General features: G+C 67.9%; 16 protein-coding genes. 6 read left to right on the top strand and 10 right to left on the bottom strand.

Annotation, left to right across the window (positions count from 1 at the left end):
• Positions 1–41: 41 nt before the first annotated feature.
• From E0H45_RS18265 to E0H45_RS18255, 3 genes are all read right to left on the bottom strand, one after another.
• Positions 42–887 carry an alpha/beta fold hydrolase gene (locus E0H45_RS18265; protein ID WP_131338792.1) on the bottom strand — a complete coding sequence of 282 codons (846 nt, stop codon included), beginning with the start codon at positions 885–887 and terminating at the stop codon, positions 42–44.
• A 27-nt stretch (positions 888–914) separates the two neighbouring features.
• On the bottom strand, positions 915–1,910 hold the full coding sequence (locus E0H45_RS18260) for an NADP-dependent oxidoreductase (RefSeq protein WP_131338790.1): 996 nt from the start codon (positions 1,908–1,910) through the stop codon (positions 915–917).
• Positions 1,911–2,061: 151 nt separating this feature from the next.
• Positions 2,062–3,054 (bottom strand): calcium-binding protein, encoded by a 993-nt coding sequence (locus E0H45_RS18255; RefSeq protein WP_131338788.1) that lies wholly within the window; start codon positions 3,052–3,054, stop codon positions 2,062–2,064.
• Between the two features lie 229 nt (positions 3,055–3,283).
• Here E0H45_RS18255 and E0H45_RS18250 point away from each other — a divergent pair, with 229 nt between their 5' ends.
• Positions 3,284–4,093 carry an aldo/keto reductase gene (locus tag E0H45_RS18250; RefSeq protein WP_131338786.1) on the top strand — a complete coding sequence of 270 codons (810 nt, stop codon included), beginning with the start codon at positions 3,284–3,286 and terminating at the stop codon, positions 4,091–4,093.
• Between the two features lie 215 nt (positions 4,094–4,308).
• On the opposite strand, the gene E0H45_RS18245 is transcribed toward E0H45_RS18250, so the two are convergent.
• Positions 4,309–4,494, bottom strand: a complete 186-nt coding sequence (locus E0H45_RS18245; protein WP_131338784.1) for a hypothetical protein — start codon at positions 4,492–4,494, stop codon at positions 4,309–4,311.
• A gap of 89 nt (positions 4,495–4,583) precedes the next feature.
• Between E0H45_RS18245 and E0H45_RS18240 the strand changes: the two genes are divergently transcribed.
• The gene (locus E0H45_RS18240; RefSeq protein ID WP_131338782.1) at positions 4,584–4,946 is read left to right on the top strand and encodes an ArsR/SmtB family transcription factor; all 363 of its coding nucleotides are present in this window, start codon (positions 4,584–4,586) and stop codon (positions 4,944–4,946) included.
• Between the two features lie 250 nt (positions 4,947–5,196).
• Here E0H45_RS18240 and ppk2 read toward each other — a convergent pair whose 3' ends face one another.
• Positions 5,197–6,000, bottom strand: a complete 804-nt coding sequence (gene ppk2 / locus E0H45_RS18235; protein WP_131338780.1) for a polyphosphate kinase 2 — start codon at positions 5,998–6,000, stop codon at positions 5,197–5,199.
• A 165-nt stretch (positions 6,001–6,165) separates the two neighbouring features.
• Between ppk2 and E0H45_RS18230 the strand changes: the two genes are divergently transcribed.
• From E0H45_RS18230 to E0H45_RS18220, 3 genes are read left to right on the top strand one after another with little or no spacing between them, the layout of a single operon-like run.
• The gene (locus E0H45_RS18230; protein WP_131338778.1) at positions 6,166–6,726 is read left to right on the top strand and encodes a hypothetical protein; all 561 of its coding nucleotides are present in this window, start codon (positions 6,166–6,168) and stop codon (positions 6,724–6,726) included.
• A 5-nt stretch (positions 6,727–6,731) separates the two neighbouring features.
• The gene (locus E0H45_RS18225) at positions 6,732–7,592 is read left to right on the top strand and encodes a universal stress protein (RefSeq protein ID WP_131338776.1); all 861 of its coding nucleotides are present in this window, start codon (positions 6,732–6,734) and stop codon (positions 7,590–7,592) included.
• 16 nt (positions 7,593–7,608) lie between these two features.
• Entirely contained in the window at positions 7,609–8,514 is a 906-nt protein-coding gene (locus E0H45_RS18220) for a universal stress protein (protein ID WP_131338774.1), read from the top strand.
• A gap of 122 nt (positions 8,515–8,636) precedes the next feature.
• On the opposite strand, the gene E0H45_RS18215 is transcribed toward E0H45_RS18220, so the two are convergent.
• From E0H45_RS18215 to E0H45_RS18200, 4 genes are all read right to left on the bottom strand, one after another.
• Entirely contained in the window at positions 8,637–9,251 is a 615-nt protein-coding gene (locus tag E0H45_RS18215) for an RNA polymerase sigma factor (protein ID WP_165546505.1), read from the bottom strand.
• A 165-nt stretch (positions 9,252–9,416) separates the two neighbouring features.
• Positions 9,417–10,853: a cation:proton antiporter gene (locus E0H45_RS18210; RefSeq protein WP_165546504.1), complete on the bottom strand. Its 1,437-nt coding sequence runs from the start codon at positions 10,851–10,853 to the stop codon at positions 9,417–9,419.
• Between the two features lie 33 nt (positions 10,854–10,886).
• Positions 10,887–12,230, bottom strand: a complete 1,344-nt coding sequence (locus E0H45_RS18205) for a SidA/IucD/PvdA family monooxygenase (protein ID WP_131338768.1) — start codon at positions 12,228–12,230, stop codon at positions 10,887–10,889.
• Positions 12,231–12,252: 22 nt separating this feature from the next.
• Positions 12,253–13,536, bottom strand: a complete 1,284-nt coding sequence (locus E0H45_RS18200) for an ATP-grasp domain-containing protein (protein WP_131338766.1) — start codon at positions 13,534–13,536, stop codon at positions 12,253–12,255.
• A 282-nt stretch (positions 13,537–13,818) separates the two neighbouring features.
• Here E0H45_RS18200 and E0H45_RS18195 point away from each other — a divergent pair, with 282 nt between their 5' ends.
• A complete protein-coding gene (locus E0H45_RS18195; protein ID WP_131338764.1) occupies positions 13,819–14,658 on the top strand; it encodes an AfsR/SARP family transcriptional regulator in 840 nt (279 codons plus the stop codon).
• Here E0H45_RS18195 and E0H45_RS18190 read toward each other — a convergent pair.
• The gene (locus E0H45_RS18190) at positions 14,609–15,931 is read right to left on the bottom strand and encodes a glutamate synthase-related protein (protein ID WP_131338762.1); all 1,323 of its coding nucleotides are present in this window, start codon (positions 15,929–15,931) and stop codon (positions 14,609–14,611) included. The genes E0H45_RS18195 and E0H45_RS18190 overlap by 50 nt on opposite strands.
• Positions 15,932–15,990: the final 59 nt, after the last annotated feature.

Here is a 15,990-nt window from a genome sequence, read left to right as displayed (position 1 = left end):
GAACTGCTTCCTTGGTTCGACCGGTGCTGTTGACGTGCTCATCAGCGGGCGAGGAAGTCGACGGCGACGGGGGCGAACTTCTGGTGGTACTGGAAGATGCCGCCGTGGCCGGAGTCGGGGTAGATGATCAGATCCGAGCCCTTGATGCGCCGGTGCAGGTCCTCGGAGAGGACCGAGGGCACCATGCGGTCGTTGTCGCCGTTGGCGATCAGGGTGGGCTGGGTGATCTTCGACAGGTCGGCGGGGGTGGAGCGTCCCCACTTCTTGATCGCCTTGAGCTGGGTCTGGAACGCCTTGATCTTGATCTCTGCGTCGCGGTCGGCGGTGCGCTCCTTGAGCCGGTTGACGAACGCGCGGGCGGCGGGCTTGCCGGTGGCGTTGCGGTTGAAGAACAGGAACTCCTTCGGGTCCGACCGGGTCAGGGTCGCGCGGAGGATGTCGAAGTACGTCGTGCCGGCGACCTTGTCGATGTCCTTCCCACCCGCGGGGCCGGTGCCGGTGAGCACGAGCTTGCGGACCAGGCCGGGGTGCTTCACCACGAGAGCCTGGGCGATCATGCCGCCGAGGGAGAAGGAGAAGATGTCGATCTTCTCGAAGCCGAGCGCCTTGATGAAGGCCACGGCGTCGTCGGCCATCGCCTCGATGCTGTCGGGAACGCGGCCGGTGGAGGCGCCGACGCCGCGGTTGTCGAAGGCGATGACGTGGTGCTCCGCGGCGATGGGGTCGATGATGCGGGGATCCCAGTTGTCGAGGGTCGCGGCGAGGTGAACGAAGAAGACGACCGGGATCCCTCCCTTCGGCCCCAGCTCGCGGTAGGCGTACGTGACGCCGCCGGCGTCGACAGTGCGGGCGGGCGCGTCCTTGTAGGCGGTGATGACGGTATTCATAGTGATTCTCCTGGTTCGTAGGGGTTGTCAGGGCCGGCTGATGACGGTCTTGCCGCGGATGCCGCCCTTGTCGAGCGACTGCAGTGCCTGCACGGTCTGGTCGAAGTCGAAGACCCGTCCGACGACAGGGCGCAGCGCGCCGCTGTCGACGAGGGCAGTGATCTGGCGAAGCTGATCTCCGCTGGCGCGCATGAAGAGGAACTCGTACGTCACGCCGAGGCGTCGGGCCCGGCGACGTACGCCGCTGCTGAGGGCGGTCGTCGCCAGCCGGAGCAGCGGGTTCGCGCCCAGCTCTCGGGCGAACGCCGAGTCGGGCGGCCCGGCGATCCCGATCGCCTTGCCGCCGGGGCGCAGGACGCGGAGCGACTTCTCCAGGTTCTTCCCGCCGAGGCTGTCCAGCACCAGGTCGTAGGAGTCGAGGAGCTGTTCGAAGTCCTGGCTGCGGTAGTCGATGACGACGTCCGCCCCGAGCTCGCGCACGAAGTCGGCGTTGCCGGAGCTGACAGTGGTGGCGACGGTTGCGCCGAGGTACTTGGCGAGCTGGATCGCGATCGTCCCGACGCCCCCGGCGCCGGCGTGGATCAGGACCCGTTGGCCCGGCCGCAGATTGCCCCGCTCGACGAGCGCCTGCCAGGCAGTCAAGGCCACCAGGGGGAGTGAGGCTGCTTCCTCCAGGCTGACCGATGCGGGCTTGAGTGCGAGGTCGGCCGCAGCGACCGCGATGCGCTCCGCGAAGGTTCCGATGCGGTCCTTGCCCGGCCGGGCGTACACCTCGTCGCCGGGCTTGAAGCCCCGCACGTTCGCGCCGACGCCGAGCACTGTTCCGGCGACATCGTTACCGAGGATCTGCGGCAGCTTGTACGGGAGGATCTGCTTGAACTCACCCGCTCGGATCTTCTCGTCGAGCACGTTGAGCCCGGCCGCCCGGACCTGCACGAGCACGTCGTTCGCTCCGACCACGGGCTCGGGAACCTCCGCTTGCTGTACCGGCCCCTTGTACTGCTTGACGACGAACGCGCGCACGGCGACTTCCTTCTCGTTCCGATGACTTGCCCAGATCAACTAATCTGAGTTGCCTCAAGAATGAGCGCACTCAGTTAATTTGTCAAGCGAGCCCTCGGCGGAGGAGGTCGAACGCCCGGCGTCCGCGACGGGCGGACGCCGGGCGGGGCGCTCAGAGGATGCTGAGACCGATGGTGTTCGTGGCGAGTCGGCCGGTTGCGACTCGGTCCTTGCCGGTCAGGGTGTCGACGGTCAGTTGGTCGGTCGGTTCCGCGTCCGACAGCCGGACGTCGGCGCTCAGGCCCGAGACCAGCACGTTTCCGCCGGAGCCGGAGACTCGGATGCGATCCCTGCCGGGGGTGCCGGTGACGGTGATCGCGTCGACGGCCGAGTCGCCGCCGCGCGCGTTCAGTTGCGCGCCGAGGTCGACGTCGACCTTCCGTACGTCGGTACGGCGCAGATCGCCGACGGTGACCGTGTCGGCGCCGCCGAGGGCGTTGAGCCTGATCCGCTCGACGTTGTCGGTGTCCACCACGATGTTGCCCACGTCGCGGGTGAACCGCAGTCGCCGACCGTTGGCGGAGGCAACGAACTTCTCCGCGGCGGCCGAACCGTTGAACACCATGGTGTCCTGGCTGCGACCACCCTCGATCACGTCACTGCCGTCGCCCGGATCCCAGGTGAAGGTGTCGTTGCCGTTGCCGAGCAGCGCCGTGTCGCTGCCTCGGTTCCCGTCGACGGTGTCGTTGCCGGCGCCGGTGCGGAACAGTTCGTTGCCGCTGCCACCGAATGCGCTGTCGTTGCCCGCGCCGGTGTCGATGATCGTGAACGGCTGTACTTCGGCGCCGTAGTCGATCCGTACGACGTCGTTGCCGCCACGGCTGCTGACCCGGATCTGCCCGAAGTCGCTCCGCTTCACGGTGCGCTTCGCCGTACCGTCACCGAAGTCGACCTCGAGCACCGACGTGTCCGCGGCCGGCACGCTGAGAGCGATGTTGTCCGCGTGGTTCGTGCCGGTGACGATGAGTTGGCCGGCGTCGATGACGACACCGCCTGTGGGTGCCGCGGACGCCGTACCGGCCAGGCTCAGGGCGATGCCTGTGGTGACGGTCGCGACGGCTGCCGCGCTGATACCTCGCCGGAGACGTCTGGTCGCACTGGTCATGATGTGGTCCCTCCCTGGTCGTCACGGCTGCCCTTGGTAGACGCCGTGCTCGGTGTGTTGGGGGCTACACGGTCGCGACAGCCAACCGGTTCACGGCATACTCGATTCAAGTAGTTGCCTAGGGCATCAGAAGGCAGTGTCGCGAATATCTGTGACCAGATGTTGAACCGGATCGGCTCGGAGCCCGTGTACCGACCGTCGACGTGTAGCGTGACCGGCGGGAGGCACGATGAAAGAACTTGTCGGTCGGGTCGCGCTGGGCGTTGCGAGCTTCTCGTTCGCGCCCAGGGACCGCGCTGCCGATCTCGCGACGATCCGAGCCGGCATTGCCGCAGGTACGGCGATCCTCGACACCGCGCGCGCGTACGCACACGCCGATGCGCCGTTGTACGGCGAGGAACTGGCCGCTGACGCCGCTCGGGGTACGAGCGTGATCGTCGGAACGAAGGGCGGTCATTCGCGAACCGGCGAGTCCACCTGGGATGCCGATATCAGCCCGGACCGGATCCGGTCCGACGTCGAGACGAGCCTTCGGGTCTTCGGTCGTGAGCGCCTCGATCTGTACTACCTCCATCGAGTCGATCTCGCCGAACAGCCTGTGGAGCAGGCCGTGTCAGCTCTCGCGAAGCTGCGCGACGAAGGCAAGCTGGCCCGGATCGGTCTGTCGAACGTCAGCGTCGCTGACCTCGAGCGGGCGGCTGCGGTCGCGCGCATCGACGCCGTACAGAATCACCACAGCGCCATCGGACGCGAGTCGCTCGAGGTGCTTGCGTGGTGCGAGGCCAACGAGGTCGCGTTCTTCGCCTACTCGCCGCTTCGGCCGTCGGTCGCGACGCCGTCGCCACAGCTCGCCGCCCTGGCCGGCGAACGCGGCGTCTCGCTGCAACGCCTGCAACTACGTGCCCTGCTGGCATCGTCGCCCGTACTGTCCGTCGTCTCCGGCGCAACGCGACCAGAAACAGTCCTCGACTCCCTGGCCGCAGAGTCCGAGCCGTGGGACGACTCCCTGGCCACCGCCTACACGGCCGACCTCTCCTGATCGCCGTCCGTTCGCCGCCTCAGGTTGCTCGAGGTAGTTGGTCCTCGGGAAGTGGGCGAACGTGCACCCGGGATCCGGCGGCTGCGGCTTGACGGACGAGGTCGGTGACACCGGCGGCGTCGGTGACGGCCCGGGTAGGTGTGCGGTCGTGCGATGTGTAGGTCACTTCGTAGAGAGCGGCGGTCTCCAATGTCCCCCCAGACAGTGTGGGTCGTTCAGGTGTGTTGGCCGGTGTCCTCCGACGGAACGGTGATGCCGTTCTCGAGAGCTTGGTGGATGAGGCTGTCGAGTTCGCCGGAGTAGATGCGCTCGGCGTCGAGGTCTCCGGTGTCCTGGGCAGCGCGGAGGTGCTCCCGGGCGGAGGTGATCCGCTGGTGCAGTTCCGCGGCGAACGTGTCCATGGTGGACCTACCTTAGGCACGAGTTGCAGAATTCTTCAATTCGTGATCGCATCAATTTCGCACGGCTTGGAGCGAGTGGAGGGCGGAGGATGACGACACCGCTGCACCAGTTGAAGGCGGAGTTCTTCAAGACGCTGGGGCATCCGGCGCGTATCCGCGTCCTGGAGCTGTTGAGCGAACGCGAGATGGCGGTCAGCGAACTCCTGTCGGAGGTCCGCCTCGAGGCCTCGAACCTGTCCCAGCAGTTGGCGGTGTTGCGCCGGGCAGGGCTGGTGACGGCTCGCCGTGAGGGTTCGCAGGTGTACTACGCGTTGACCAGTCCGCAGGTGGCCGAGCTGCTGGCGATGGCCAGGGGCATCCTGACGTCGGTGTTGTCGGACCAGGCGGAGCTGCTGGACGGCCTCCGTGCGGGCTCCGTTCCTTCAGACCCACTACGACGAGCCAACCGGTGAGAGCAGCTCATCCTCGGCATCCTCCCGACCGCTGTCACCGGCTTCTACATCTTCTGACGGCGAGGGACGGCCAGCCGCCTGCGTGTAGGTGAGCGGGCTGATGGACGCTCTGAGGCGGCTGACCGTCGATCCAAGCTTTCCGGCTGACCATCAACTTGGGGGAGAGGCGCGCGACCACCAATCCCGAGCCCACACGCCTCTAGCGCCACAGAGCCGCGTCTGCTAGGTGTCTGTCCGAACTTTTGGGACCTCATTTGCGGAGTTTGGCGGCGTGGTCGGGGACTTGGGTTTGCATGTCGCGTGGGGGGCGCTGGTAGCCCTTGGACGGCGGTCGGGGCGGAAGTTCGAGGGGCAGTCGCTGGACCTGGTGGTACGGGATGCCCGACAGCAGGTGCGCGATCATGTTGATCCGGGCTGAGCGTTTGTCCTCGCTCTCGACGACGTGCCAGGGCGCCTCGGGGATGTCGGTGTGGACGAACATCTCGTCCTTCGCGCGGGAGTAGTCCTCCCAGCGGGTGATCGACTCCAGGTCCATCGGCGACAGCTTCCAGCGGCGCATCGGGTCCTCGAGGCGGCTGCGGAAACGGTTCTCCTGCTCGCTGTCGCTGACCGAGAACCAGTATTTGCGCAGCAGTACGCCGTCCTCGACGAGCAGCCGTTCGAAGATCGGGCACTGGTGCAGGAACCGTGCGTACTCCTGGTTGGTGCAGAACCCCATCACGCGTTCGACACCCGCGCGGTTGTACCAGCTGCGGTCGAACAGGACGATCTCGCCGGCGGCCGGCAGGTGTTCGACGTACCGCTGGAAGTACCACTGCGTCCGCTGGCGCTCGGTCGGCGCGGGTAGTGCGGCGATCCGGGCGACGCGGGGATTGAGGTACTCCGTGACGCGTTTGATGGTGCTGCCCTTGCCGGCGGCGTCGCGGCCCTCGAACACCACCACGACCCGGGCCTTCTCGACCCGGACCCATTCCTGCAGCTTCACCAGCTCGGCCTGCAGCCGCAACAGCTCCCGCTCGTACCGCTTCTTCGGCAATCGCTTCGTATCACCCATCCCCTGACGATGCCGCATCCACCGCCCAGATCACAGCAGTCACGCCGCGGAGGTCCCGGGATAGGTGGGCCGTTCGACTGCTGTGAGAGGTGACAACGGCCCTGCCGGGGGTCGCGTCGGCAGCCGAGGATCGAGGTGTCAGCACTCAAACGAAAGGACAACATCATGACCACCACGCCGCACCGGCGCGATCTCCCGGTTCCCGCGATGGAGCCGGACAGCGATCGGCATCCGATCATCACCACTGCGGCCGGCCGTACGCTCGCCGTACTGCGAATCGTTCTCGGGCTCTCCTTCTTGTGGGCGTTCGTCGACAAACTGTTCGGTCTCGGCTACGCGACCCCGTCCGGTAAGGGCTGGATCGATGGTGGCGACCCGACGGCCGGGTTCCTGGCCAAGGGAACCAGCGGCCCGATGGCGGACTTCTACCAGTCGCTGGTCGGTGACTGGTGGGTCAGTCCGCTGTTCATGATCGGCCTGGCCGGCATCGGTCTCGCGTTGACCCTCGGAATCGGCATGCGGATCGCGGCCGTCAGCGGCGCGTTGCTCTACGTGCTGATGTGGTCGGCGAACTTCCCGCCGGAGAACAACCCGGTCCTGGACGACCACATCGTCGGCGCCATCACGGTCGTCGCCCTCGCACTGGTTGCTGCGGGCAATGTGTGGGGTCTGGGCAAGTGGTGGAGCAGCCAGGACTTCGTCCAAAAGTACCCCTGGCTGCGGTGAGCCCGATGACTGTCAAGCCGGTCATCCACGTGGGAGTCGACGGCTCCTGGCGTGACACCGGTGCCCTGGAGTGGGCCCTGCAGGAGTCGTTGCTCCGGCAGGAGTCCCTCCAGGTGGTGCACGTCATCGACGAGAAACTCCGCGACGTCACCGTCTGGGAGCCCGACGCCGTCGACGACGCTGCGACCGACCTCGTCGACGAAGTACAGAAGCGTCTGGACGAGGGTCCCAGCCTCCTCGAGCACGAGGCTGAGCTGATGGTCGGCCAGCCGGCTCGGACGCTGAACGCGGAGGCTGCGGACAGTCGGATGCTGGTCGTCGGCCGGCGCGGGCTGGGCACGTTCAAGCGATTGCTGGTCGGCTCCACCTCGGAAGCCGTCGTTGCACAGGCGACGGTCCCGGTCGTGGTTGTTCCGGAGCACTGGAAGCCGTCCGACCACGCCGGGCCGGTGCTGGTCGGCCTGGATGAGGACGGGAGTGCGTCCGTGATGGAGTTCGCGATCGCCGCGGCGGCCGAGAGGAAGCTGCCCGTCAGGATCCTCCATGTCTGGGACGTGCCGGCGGTCTTCAGCTGGGACGCGATGGACACCGGCGGCATCAGCGCCGAGTGGGCCGAGAACGCCCAGCGGTACTTCGAGAACGTCGCGGCCGAATGGCAGCAGAAGTACCCCGACGTTGCGATCCAGGTCGACGTACGGCGCGGACACGTCGTCGATGGTGTCGTCACGACCGCTGAACAATCCGATGCCCAACTGCTGGTCGTCGGCACCCACCACCACAGCCGGCTGGCGGCCGTCCTCCTCGGCTCGGTGACCCGTGGCGTACTGCACCACGCGGTCTGCCCGCTGGCCGTCGTACCCGCTTGAGCTTGGAGTGAGCGAAATGAATGACTGGAACCGCACCGGGCCTGTCGTGGTCGAGGTGGACGGGACAGTGGAGAACCTTCGGGTGGTGGACTATGCGTCCGCCGAGGCGTTGCGAGTGGGCGCGGAGTTGGTGCTGGTCGCGCCGTACTCCGTGCATGCGTTGTACGCAGCGTCGCAGTCCACGCCGAGGTCGTCGGCCGAGCTGGCGGATGCCGCTCTCCGGTCTGCGGTGGCGCATGTGCGGCATCGTGACGGGTACGCGATGGAGCTGGTAGCGGTCGCCGAGGAGGGGTCGCGACTGCGGGTGCTGGCTCATGCGGCGCGGTCGGCGCGGATGTTGGTGGTCGCGCGGTCGCGGAGTCGTGGACCGGAGCGGCTGGTGCATACGCAGGCGAACCTGCGATTGGCGGCGCGGGCCGGTTGCCCGATGGTTGTGGTGCCGCTGTCGTGGAGGCCGTCGTTGCTCGACCGGAAAGTTGCCGTGGGCATCGATGGTACGGCGTTGTCGGCGGAAGCGCTGGAGTTCGCTTTCGGTGCTGCGGCGGGGCGCGAGGGTGATCTGATCGTTGTGCATGCGGGGCTGCCGTCCGAGCGTCCGTTCGCGGACGAGGATCCGGAGTGTTCGTGGATCAGCCGGGCGGACTACATGTTGTCGGAGACGCTGGCGCCATGGGCGAGTCGGTTCCCGGACGTGAAGGTGACGCGGTTCCTGAGCAGCCGGCCGGCGTCTGCGGCGTTGGTGCATGAGAGTGGTGAGGTCGGCTTGGTGGTGGTCGGCGCGCACAGCGGTCCGTTGGCGATCGATCCGGTCGCGCGGCGGTCGGTGGCGGCGATGACGTGTCCGGTGGCGATCGTGCCGCATCACCTGACGAACGCCGAGCATGCGGTGACTCGAGCGCAGACCGTCGTACCGAGTCATTGATGGCCGGGGTCAGCGTGGCCGCGCACCCGGGGTTCACCGGCACGGCCTTGGGCGACGTTCTGTTCGTTGCCGAACCGGCCAGGTGATCCGGGGAACCGAGATCGCCTGGCCGGTTGCCGGCCTCAGCGGGTGATCAATTCGGGGGAGTGGCGGAGCATTCGGAGGGCCCGCATGCGCATCGGGCCGATGCTGCCGACGGGAAGGTTCAACTTCTCGGCGATCTCCAGATAGGACGGGCAGCTGTCCGACATCAGCAGTCTGATCAGATTCTGGTAGCGAGCGGGCAGCCGGGACAGGGCACGCTCCGTGGAAGGCTCGTACTCGCCGTCCGCCGGGTAGACGTCGACCACGGCGGCGCGTTGACCGTCGCTGTGCTCGGTTGTCGGGTCGGCGTACAGAAGGTACCGCTTCCGGCTGATCGCCACCCGCAGACCCTCCCTGCGGGCCGTCGCAGCCAACCAGGCGGGAAGGCATTCTGGGTCGCGGATCTGACGGCCGTGTTGCCACAACCGCAGCCAGGTCAGCTGAGCGGCGTCGGCGGCGTCACTGTGGCTGAGACCGACACCGCGAGCGGTGTGCAGAAGGAGTGAACCGTAGCGCGTTTCCAGCTCCTTCCAGGCCGACCAGTCGGAGCCGAGTGCGCGGTTGAGAACATCCGCGATCGAGGGACCGGACTCGGTGTGGTCGCGGTTTTCCTCGAGCGGCCGTGCGGTTCTGCGTAGCGAGATCGTCGACACGCTCCACGTCCTTTCGCTGATTCGCGCAGCTGGCGACGAGACGCGAGGTAGCACAGGAGGATCTGGCCGACGGCCCTGTGCCTCACCACTTCCCCGTGGTCGTCGTCAGTGCTGCCTACGCGCCTATTCGATCACCGACGCCGTCACGGAGCCGTAGTCGATTCGTCACGAAATCGTGCTTGTGGCGTCACCGCTCGCATACGCCTTTTCCGGAGGCCGGCCGGTGGCGGTCCGGTGCAGCAGCGACGGGCCCAGCAGACGCAGCAACGGAGCGGCCATCATCGTGGTGACCAGCGCCATCATCACCATCACTGTGAAGGCGCTGTGGTTGATGATGCCGACACCGAGCCCGGCGGACAGTACGACGATCTCCGTGATGCCGCGCGCGTTCATCAGGACTCCCAGGCCCGCTGCGGACCGCGCGGGCAGACCGCCGGCAAAGGCCACCGGTACGGCTCCGGCCAGCTTGCCGATGACCGCTACGGCCAGCAGGAGAGCGCCGGCGGCGAGCACCTGCGGCTGGGACACCGCTGCGCTGACGTCGGTCTGCAGGCCGATGGATGCGAAGAAGACCGGCACCAGCAGTGTGCGGTTGAGCCGGCCGATCTGCTCTGCCACGGCCGCTACCGGCAGGCTGTCCTTCGGCAGCACGAGACCGGCCAGGAAGCCGCCGAAGATCGCGTGTACGCCGATCCGATCGGTCGCCGCGGCGAGACCGAGGATCAGCGCGAGTACCAGCAGCACCAGGATCGGCGTCGGCACAGAGGCGGCGTACCGGAGGGACAGACGTAGCAGCAGCGGTCGAAGGACCAGCAAGGAAAAGGCGCCCAGGAGAACCGTCAGGCCGAGTGCCAGCAGAGCATCACCGGGACCGCTCGAGCGGATCATCGCCATCGTGATCGCGAGGGCGCACCAGGCGAGCACGTCCGCAGCGGCCGCGCACAGCATCGCCAGCGATCCGAGCCGGGTGCCCTCCAGCCCGCAATCCTGAACGATTCGCGCGAGGACGGGGAACGCGGTGATGCTGAGCGCCGTACCGATGAAGACGGCGAACGGCAACCGGTCCACCGTGGGACCGGCCAATGTCGAGTAGAGCGGTATCGCCGCCAGCAGCCCGAGGGCGAACGGAACCGCCATGATCGCGAGGCTGGCGGCGGCGATCGCACCGCGCTCGCGGCCGATCCGGCCGAAGTCGGACCCGACGGCGAACATGAAGACGGTCAGCCCGGCCTGCGCCAGCAGACCGAGGTTCGGTCGTACCTCGGCCGGCAGTACGGCGTCGAACAGCCAGGGCGTCACCGATCCGATCACCGAGGGCCCGAGCACCAGCCCGGCGATGATCTCGCCGACCACGGCGGGCTGCCCGATCAGCCGGGCAAGCCGGCCGCACAAGGTTGCCAGCGCGCAGACGGCCGCGATCGCCAGCAGCAACCGCCACATCAACTGCGCCGAGCTCGGTCCAGCGGCCGGAGGTACGGACGTCGCCGTGGCCGCGTGCTCCGGCCGCAGCCAGCCGGCGGCGTACCCGATAACAGCCAGGGCGACCGCGCCGGCAACCAGCAAGGCTGCGACCACCGAGGCCCGGCCAGGCTTTGGAAGCAACGAACTGTCCTGCCTGGACATGGGCACGCCCCGTCAGGCGGGCACTGCGCCGTCGGCAGGCACAGAGACAGCGGTACGTCGCTCTGCCCCGGGCCGGTGCACGCCGTTGACTCGCTTGCCGGCACGATGGACGAGGATGTCCTGGGCGATGTCCGCGGCCCGGTTGCCGAGCACGCTGAGCAGTGAGTCGGCGATGCCGTGCGTCGCCTCGTTCACGCCTTGCAGATAGCAGGCCGCGTCCGACTTCTCGCCGAGGTCCAGTCGGTACTGCCGGTTGACCTCGATCCGGTCGAGCCCGATCGCCGCACCGAGCCCGCGGATCAGCCTGGGCATCTCCCGGACGAATCCGGTGCCGAGGAAGACCAGGTCCCGGCGGAGCTCGTGGACGTCGCCGGTCTTGCGGTCGGTGAGCTCGAGGACGATCTCGTCGCCGTCGGTGCGGGCACCGGTGATGTCGGTCATCGGCACCAACCGCCGCCGCTCGACGCCGGCCAGCCGATCCAGGTAGAGGCCGGTGTAGAGCTCCTGCAGGAGGTCGCTCTCGACGCCGGAGTAGTTCGTCAGGTGCATCTCCTGCAGGATCTGCTTCTTGCCGTCCGGCAGGGCCTCGAAGAACTTGTCGATGTACGACGGGTAGTAGAGCTCGTTGGTGAACTTGTTCGTGTCGTACGCGCGCAGCCCGATCGACCGCATCACCCAGCTCACGTCGCTGTTCGGCAGGTCGTGCTGCGTTGCCCGGAACATCTCGGCCGCGCTCTGCGCCGCACCGACCACTGCGATCCGGTACTGCTGGTCCTTGTCGAGTGTCGCGATCCGGCTGCGGTACCGGGTGCTGTGGATCAGCCGGTCGGCGGGCAGGTGGCTGAGTTCCGGCGGAACGTACGGGTCGCGCCCGGCGCCGATGACCAGGTAGCGGCTGGAGATCTTGCTGCCGTCGGCGAGCCGGGTCAGCCATCCGGTCAGGCTGCCGGCGGAATCCCGTACGGGTTCGACCGACGTACAGTCGCAGCCGAGCCGGAGCTGCACCTTGCGGAGCGATTCCGACACCCACTGGAGATAACCGGAGACCTCGACGCGGTACGGCGTGAAGCTTCCCATGTTGATGAAGTCGTCGAGCCGGCCGACGCTGCGCAGGTAGTTCAGGAAGGTGAACTTGCTGCGTGGGTTCCGCAGTGTCACCAGGTCCTTGGCGAAGGCGACCTGGCTCTTCGTCCAGGGCAGCAGCAGGCCGCGTTGCCACTCGACCGTTGGCCCGCGTTCGATGAGGAGCGAGCTCTCCGCGAGGCCGTCGGCGCCGAGTTCTTCCAGTGCGACCGCGAGTGCGAGGTTGGCCGGCCCGGCGCCGATCGCCAGCAGTTCGACGTCGTGGTTGGTCATAGCAACTCCAATGGGTCGTGGCTCACCAGGGCCGTCCGGAATACTCGGGCTCGTTCAGCGCGTCGTACTTCAGGTGGACCAGATCGGCCGCGGCGGTCAGCCGGTCGGCCAAGGTGGCGAGATCGTCCGCGCTGCAGACGACGTACGCGTGCCGGCCGATGTGCGCTCGCGGTGGCAGCCGGACGGTCACCCCGGATCCGACCATCGGATGGGCCTCCACCAGGCCCGGTGCCGACCCCGGCTCGGGGACGGTGATCTCCACGACGCGGCAGTCCTCGGGTGGGTAGCAGAACCGGATCCCGACGCAGGTCCGGTGATCAGGATCCAGCCGAGGACGGGTGCCCCGCGCCACGTCGACCAGGACCGCACCGGGGTCGATGCCGGTGGCCAGCTTGCCCAGGTACGGGATCAGGTCACCGCCGAGCCGGCCGTTGATCTCGATCACCACCGGTCCGCGGGAGCTGAACCGGATCTCGGTGTGGGTGATGCCGTACGGCGCACCGATCGCCTCGTGCGCTGCCCGGAGCAGCTCGCGCAACTCGGGGTCGTCCAGCAACGGGTCCGCCCCGTCGACGAGGTGGCCGACCTCCTCGAAGTACGGCGGTTCGCCGAGCTGCTTGTGGGCGACGCAGAACGGCAGGTACTCGCCTGCCACCACAGCACCGTCGACGCTGATCTCCGGACCGTCGACCAGCTCCTCGATCAGCGCTCCGCCGTGATACTCGGCCGGACCGTTCCGGCTGGAGCTGTCAGCGCGTTCGAACGCGTCGGTGATGCCGGCCGAATCGCTGACCACGGCGACGCCGATGCTCGCCGCCATACCGCGCGGTTTGACCACGACCGGATAGCCGATGTCCGCAGCCGCGGTGGCGGCCTCGGCAGCCGTTGCGGCCACCGCGAACCTCGGTTGCGGCAGACCGGCAGCGGTGAGCGCCTCTCTGGTCCGCACCTTGTCGCGACAACCCTGCGCACCCCGTGCGGTCAGGCCCGGCAGCCCGAGTCGCTCCGCAACCAGGGCGGTGGTGATCACCGACGGTTCGTCGTACGTGAAGACGCCGCGGACCCCGTGCGTACGGGCGACAGCCTCGGCGGCCGCGAGCAAACCGTCGTGGTCGAGTACCAGGCCGGCTCCCTCGAGAGGGACGACCACAGAGCTGCCGGCAATGTACGGCGTCTGCCAGGTGGCCGGCTCGTCGTCGATCAGCCAGAGCGGGCTGCGCGCGGCTGCACCTCGGATCAAGTACTCCCGGTACGGCTGGAAGCCACTGCCCAACTGCAGCACGACACCGTCGGTCTTGTCGTTCACGCCAACCTCCCGGGAGCCGTCACTGACGAACGAGAGGGGCTGATCCGGTGTGGGTGATACACCTACCGCGTTTGCAGGTGCGGGATATCCGTCGCGCCAACCGCTTGTACTCAAACAGGTGACGGCTCTACCTTCACGGGAAGGTAGCTCGGGAGCAACCGAACGAGAAGTCGCGATACCTGTACGACAGGGCCCGCCCGCCCGATACTTCTCGAGGTAGTCGAAGGTTTCCCGAACTGGGCGGGTCTTGAGGATTCCTACCCAGTGGGGGGAGATCGATAGATGCGCGCTCGGCCCGTAGCGGCGGACGATCCTGATCCGGACATCCCGCCTGCCGGAGTTCACCGATCGGTGCGGCTCCGCATGCTCGACGGCTTCTGGGTCGTCGACGGTCAACAGACCTTGTCGATCCCGCTCAGTGCGCGCCGCGTGGTGGCGTTCGTCGCGCTGCGCGGGCGTTCCAGCCGTGCCGAGGTGGCCGGCACTCTCTGGCCGGAGGTGTCGGACTCCAAAGCGCAGGCCTGCCTGCGTACGGCGCTGTGGCGGCTCCGCCAGCTGAGTCCACGGCCCCTCATCACCGGTGACGAGACGCTGCGCGTCGACGAGTCCGTCGACGTCGACGTGAACACACTCATCATCGCCATTCGCCGCGTGCTCCACGACGGCGAGTGCGGCGCCGACCAAGGGCTCCTGCCGACCCTCGCCGCGATGGGCGAGCTGCTCCCCGGCTGGTACGACGACTGGGTCCTGCTGGGGCGGGAACGCCTGCGCCAGCTGCAGTTGCACGCGCTCGAGCTGACGGCCCAGCAGCTGACCTGTTCCGGCCGGTACGCCGAGGCGATCGAGGCAGCCATGGCCGCCGTACGACTGGAACCGCTGCGGGAGAGCGCGACCCGGGTCCTGATCGAGGTTCATCTCGCCGAGGACAATGTGGTCGAGGCGATCCGCCGGCTCGAGTTCTTCCAGCGGAGCCTGGCCAGCGAAATCGGTGTCGAGCCCACCGCGGAGCTGGTGGACCTGGTACGCAGTCGGCAGATCGGAGCCGATCCGCGCAGGGTTGTGGCAGACATCTTCAAGCTGGACCGGAGCCGATCCCTGTCGCCCAGGACGACGCTGGCGTAGGGCTCCAGAGATCTTCCGGATCGAGTGCCTGCACGTGGTACTTGCCAAGAGCGCTGACGAGGAACTGCAACTCCAGTGCGAGGCACTCGACGAGGTTGACGAGCCCGTGGTCGGGGTCGGTGTCAACCGCGAGGAGCGCGGCCCGGCCCAGTCCGGCCGCGTTCGCGCCGAGGGCCAGGCACTTGGCGACGCGCGCGCCTTCCCACATCCGGCCGGAAGCCAGCAGGCAGGACGGGTCGGAGGGCGCTCGATCGTGCCCGATCCGCAGCAGGCACTCGCCCAAGGGAAGCCCGACATGGCGAAGGAAGGCCCGCGGAGCCCAGCCGGTACCTGCCTCGGCGCCGTCGACGGACACCGCGTCCGCGCCGGCCGCCCAGGCCACCTGCGCTGCCGTCGAAACGTCCCGTGCGGGCGGCAGTTTCACCCACACCTTGGCCCGTGGATAGTTGTTGCGCATCAGGCGGATCTGTTGCCGCAGGATCTCCTCGGTGAAGGTGCCAGGGCTGCTGCTGCGCAGGACCCGGTCGCCGCCGAGGACCGGGTCGAGGAGGTAGGCATCGGCCAGCCGTTCGGCGGCCTCCGCACCGACCAGCGTCATCCCGCCCAGCCCGGGTTTGGCGCCCTGCCCGACCTTGAGCTCGAACGCGAGCCGCCCGGACTCCAGCAACGGCAGGACGTTCGGATCGCTGTACACGAGGTTCCACACCTCGGCGTCGGCGTCTTCGGTGCTCTGCTGGACGACGATGCCGCCGTACCCGTCCAGCGCCTCGGCCTGGTACGCGCGGATCCGGCCGAGCAGCGAGCGTTCCGCGTCGGCCTCGAGCCGCCCGTAGCTGTTGACCGGCATCACGTTCTCGCCGATGACCATCGGGATACCGAGACGTCCGGCCTGACGGCCGGCGGCCAGGCCGAGTGCGACGCTTGCCGCCTCCGTCGAGCCGAACGCCGAGACGTACAAAGGCAACGCGGACCGGAACCCGCCGATCGTCGTCTCCAGCCGCACATCCCGGTACATCGGCTCCCGGGCCAGTTCGACGAGTTGGGCCAGCCGCTGCGGCACGAAGACCGGCGGCACCAGCCGCAGGCGGTCAAGGAGATCGTCCGCCGCAGCAGGACAGTCGGGGTCGGCGCCGAACAATACTTGCCCGTAGTCGTCCGGGGACGGGAATGCGTCGGCGGCGCCGGCCCGCGCGCGGCGGCGGATCGCGGCTTCGGGGAACCCCTCGGCGTACAGGATGCGCTCCTTCGGTCGGCTTCTGACCGGAAGAGGCATCGTTGGTACGGCGAAAATACGGCCCGTATCACTCGGCGTCGTCCGGTCCCTCTACCGCG

Source organism: Kribbella soli (assembly GCF_004331345.1).
Classification (GTDB): Bacteria; Actinomycetota; Actinomycetes; order Propionibacteriales; family Kribbellaceae; genus Kribbella; species Kribbella soli.
Note: the sequence above shows the minus strand (reverse complement) of the source record. Positions and strands in the feature narration are given on the sequence as shown.